Below are 3,783 nucleotides of genomic sequence, written 5' to 3' on the forward strand. Positions count from 1 at the left end.
TTAGATTTGGAAATTGATGTGCAAAAAGATGATACCGCTTACTACAATGCAATATCCAAAAAGGTGAATAAAATTGACCCTCAACAGCGGTATATGGACTTGTTTATACCATTAGGGATTTTTATTGGAGAAAAGATGAGAAGGAGTAAAAGTGCCCACTGGCAGGTAGAAAAGAAGTATGGATACAGACCCTATTTTATGCCAATTTTAATGGATGGGAATGATAATAGGTATCTTCCCTGGTATAGATTAGATCAACATTTAAGTAAGAAGAAGTTCGATCTGGATACATACCTGACGTATATGAACAAACTCGGAAGTCTTTAATAAATGCCTATTTAGATAGCAATGAGAAATTATATATTTGGGTTATCCATTGTGTTTTGGTTTTCGTGTACTAAAAGCACAGAAGCAGTAAATAATCCAGGAGAGTCTGCCGGCTCAAAATCCGCTAATATCGTAATTATAGGTTCCTCTTCCGCAGCAGGTATTGGAGCTAATCCAACTGATTCGGGGTGGGTAAACAGGTTAAGGTTGGCTACTCTGGATAATAAAAAGACACTTTATTTTATTAATCTCGCTGTAGCTGGTTACACTACCTATCAAGGAGTTCCTGAAAATTATTCCGTTCAGGAAGGTATGCCACTAACAGATACTACAAAGAATATTACCAAGGCGTTATCTTACTATCCTTCTTTAGTGATGATTACATATCCAACCAATGATGTTGCAAATGGCTACAGTGATAATGAAATAATGAGTAACTATAAGGAAATGGTGCGGCTGTTGGATTCAGCAAAAGTAAAATATATCCTGTTTGGTACCCAGCCGCGCAACTTTGATGATGCAGCAATTAGAAGTCGCCTGAAAACGCTGAATGAAAAGATGATGAGCAACTATGGCGACAAGTTTAATAATTTATATGACACCCTCTCTACTCCAGAAGGTTATATAAAACCTGAATTTGCAGCAGCTGATGGGATTCATCTGAATAACAGAGGCCATTATTTAATTGTTCAATCAGTTTTGTCAAATTCTATTTTTAAGACCACTATTCAGTAGCTCATATTTTCTAATCTTATTGTTATAAAACAGCTTTTGGAATAGAACGTATTTTATAAATGCCATTCAGATTTTTTGGACTTTTATGGGATGTCAGGGTCGGGAAAATTTAACGGATGATAAATAGGCTATAATACAAGCTACTTATTCCAGCCGCGTTTTTCTAGTTCTGGACAGTTAAACTAATAGCCATAGGGCACCATTTGTTATATGATGCATAGTTAGTACCTTTTCCTGTTGTTCCTGATTTTTACCTTTAATGAGCATCACATGCAAAGTGCTAACAAACCGGCTACAACCAGCTCACACACTATTCCCATTGATGTTTTACTGGACATCATTCGCATCTTGTTCAATAACCACCTGTACTGGAAGGAAGAAGGTATCAATGAGCAGGAAGGCACCCTGATGGTGCAAATTACCCACCAACAGGGGAACCCTAAACACAAGAAAGCCTTACAAAACATCATTGGCATATTGGGTGATTATAGTTATTACGTTAAAGGCAGTCCACAGGATGAAGCCCTTGACTATTAACAAGATCGTTTACCGTTAAACTGACATCAATGACAACTACCTGTCAACCCTGCGGCACACCGATGCAAGCCTTACGAAGCACCCGTAAATATTGCAGTGATACCTGCAAGCAGTTAGCATTTTACAAGCGGAACGGATTGGCATTGGCAGATGCAGAGACTAACACTTTAACCAGTAATGAATCAGCAGTTTTGCTGGAAGAAGCAAAAACAGATGTAGATAAACCAGATTATATGGTAAGGCAACAAGACCAGCCCTATCAGCAGGTATATTCCCGGCTGCTGGAAGCGGTACAGGAATGCCTGGATAGTAATAACTACACATTTATATTTGAAAACCCGGATCAATATTGGGGAACCTATGCCATACAGCCAGTAAAATGGGTAAGCCTTCGATTGCGCTGCCTGTTGGAAAACATGCTTCGTTTAAGCAATATGCCTTCCATACCCAACGAGGCATTAGTTCTTTTGCGGGATTCGTTTGCTGAAATGGCAGCTGCAAGTCCTTACCGGCAACTGCCTACTGACTATCCCTACACCACGTTGGTAAAAGACATTATACATAACCTTGACCGCATTGTTCATAACGTTAAGCCGAAAGGTGATACCCGCTTTCGTTTAACGCTTAACCGGAAAGCATCACTTATTGCCTGCCGTTTTACGCTGGCAGCTATGGTGCCGCTGGTAAAGTTCCGTGAACTCAACTTTTCAGAATAATTATTTCTAAATCTCTAAATCCGATTATTGTATGTTGACAGTTATTACAAAACGCGAATTGCAGGTGCCTATAGATGTGCTGATCCGGGTAGCCGATGTACTACTGGAAAACGATATCACCAATAGCATTACAGGCACGGATGAAGATGAGGGTTACATCACTATTGAAGTGGAATACGAAAAAGAGCAGCGGGATGCCATCCATGAAGCAGAAGACATTATCTCTGATTACCATGAGAATGAGGAAGACGAGGATAATGACGAAGAGGATGAAGACTAACACCAGTCTTACCACCACCGCAGGATTACCTGTAGTGGTGGTTCTCTTTACCCAATAACTTAACCCTTACTCTTACAGAAAGGTAAAATTTCAACACTAAACTATACGGTATGATAAAACGTGATGATCTACTAATCATGCGAGCAATTGCAATCTGTTTTAAACCCTTTCTAAAACCGGAAGAAGCGCTGATTTATTGTAACCTTGGCCGAACGCAATTGGCTAAGAACTGTGAAGAATATGGGGTTTACAAAACCAATAGTGGCTATTACAGGAAAGAAGATATTGATAAAATGCTGTCCGGTGAAATGGCGGTAGTGCAGGCTGCACCACCATTGATAAAGCTAAGAGCTGCATAGTAAACAGGGCTATTCGATGGTGAATAGCCCTGTTGCTAAAACTTGCACCATACTGAAATTAGTTGACCCCCTAAAGGACACCCGCAATATTAAAAGAAGGCAAGTGACTGATCGCCTCCGACTGATCTTTAGGTTTGTACCTTTTGTAAGTCTGCTGCACCTGTCTGATAGTTGTATGCCCCATTAGATAAGCGATAGTGACATCATCCACGTTCTTATCCTTTAATAGTATGGAAAAACTTAATCTTGCACAGGACCATGTTACGTATTTATTGACACCAGCCCGTTTAATCCATTCTCCCAATACCTTGTTGGCTCCATTCGCCGTAGGCAGGCTGAAAACTTTATTGGCAGAAACTGTCTTGCCAAGAGATAGTTGTTTAATTTCTTCCAGAATTGCAAGGGCTATTGAGTGTAGGGTAAGTACCACTGGCTTGCCGGTTTTCTGCTGGATGATCCTTGTAATTAATTTACCACCCTGTAAATCCTGCCATTCCAGCCTTTTCACATCCACCCATCTCAGCCCGGTATAACAACTAAACAAGAAAGCCAGCTTCACTTGCTGATTAAAACAGGGTGTATTGAGTAAGGCAACATATTCTTCTGATTCCAGATGCTCCTTCATCGTTGCACTTGGATTGCGTACTGCCGGAATATCCTCTGTCGGGTTGCTCCTGAAGTACCCATCCTTAGTGGCAGCTTTCACCACCCATTTGAAACGTGCATAATAGTTGGCCGGAGTTTCGCCAGTCAGCGTATCCAGCAAATGCCGCCGGAACCGTTTGCAGAAGTTTTCCGTAATATCTACTGGGTAAGTATTCGGACCTCG

The 3,783-nt window shown here is 40.8% G+C and carries 7 protein-coding genes; 6 read left to right on the top strand and 1 reads right to left on the bottom strand.

The genetic code is table 11. The features are described from left to right. The 6 genes from BW716_RS37325 to BW716_RS34600 form a co-directional block, all read left to right on the top strand. Positions 1–327, top strand: a 327-nt coding sequence (locus tag BW716_RS37325) for a hypothetical protein (RefSeq protein ID WP_179091412.1), incomplete at its 5' end; no start/stop codon positions are given. A 21-nt stretch (positions 328–348) separates the two neighbouring features. Beyond that, a complete protein-coding gene (locus BW716_RS34580) occupies positions 349–1,062 on the top strand; it encodes an SGNH/GDSL hydrolase family protein (protein ID WP_083730605.1) in 714 nt (237 codons plus the stop codon). 270 nt (positions 1,063–1,332) lie between these two features. Beyond that, positions 1,333–1,599, top strand: a complete 267-nt coding sequence (locus BW716_RS34585) for a hypothetical protein (protein ID WP_143709221.1) — start codon at positions 1,333–1,335, stop codon at positions 1,597–1,599. A 29-nt stretch (positions 1,600–1,628) separates the two neighbouring features. Beyond that, the gene (locus BW716_RS34590) at positions 1,629–2,315 is read left to right on the top strand and encodes a hypothetical protein (RefSeq protein ID WP_083730607.1); all 687 of its coding nucleotides are present in this window, start codon (positions 1,629–1,631) and stop codon (positions 2,313–2,315) included. Positions 2,316–2,346: 31 nt separating this feature from the next. Then, a complete protein-coding gene (locus tag BW716_RS34595) occupies positions 2,347–2,595 on the top strand; it encodes a hypothetical protein (protein WP_083730608.1) in 249 nt (82 codons plus the stop codon). A gap of 110 nt (positions 2,596–2,705) precedes the next feature. Next, a complete protein-coding gene (locus BW716_RS34600) occupies positions 2,706–2,954 on the top strand; it encodes a hypothetical protein (RefSeq protein WP_083730609.1) in 249 nt (82 codons plus the stop codon). A gap of 70 nt (positions 2,955–3,024) precedes the next feature. On the opposite strand, the gene BW716_RS34605 is transcribed toward BW716_RS34600, so the two are convergent. Next, positions 3,025–3,783 (bottom strand): site-specific integrase (locus BW716_RS34605; protein WP_143709222.1); only part of this gene is annotated, 759 nt, incomplete at its 5' end.

It is taken from the genome of [Flexibacter] sp. ATCC 35208, from assembly GCF_001975825.1.
Taxonomy (GTDB): domain Bacteria; phylum Bacteroidota; class Bacteroidia; order Chitinophagales; family Chitinophagaceae; genus Chitinophaga.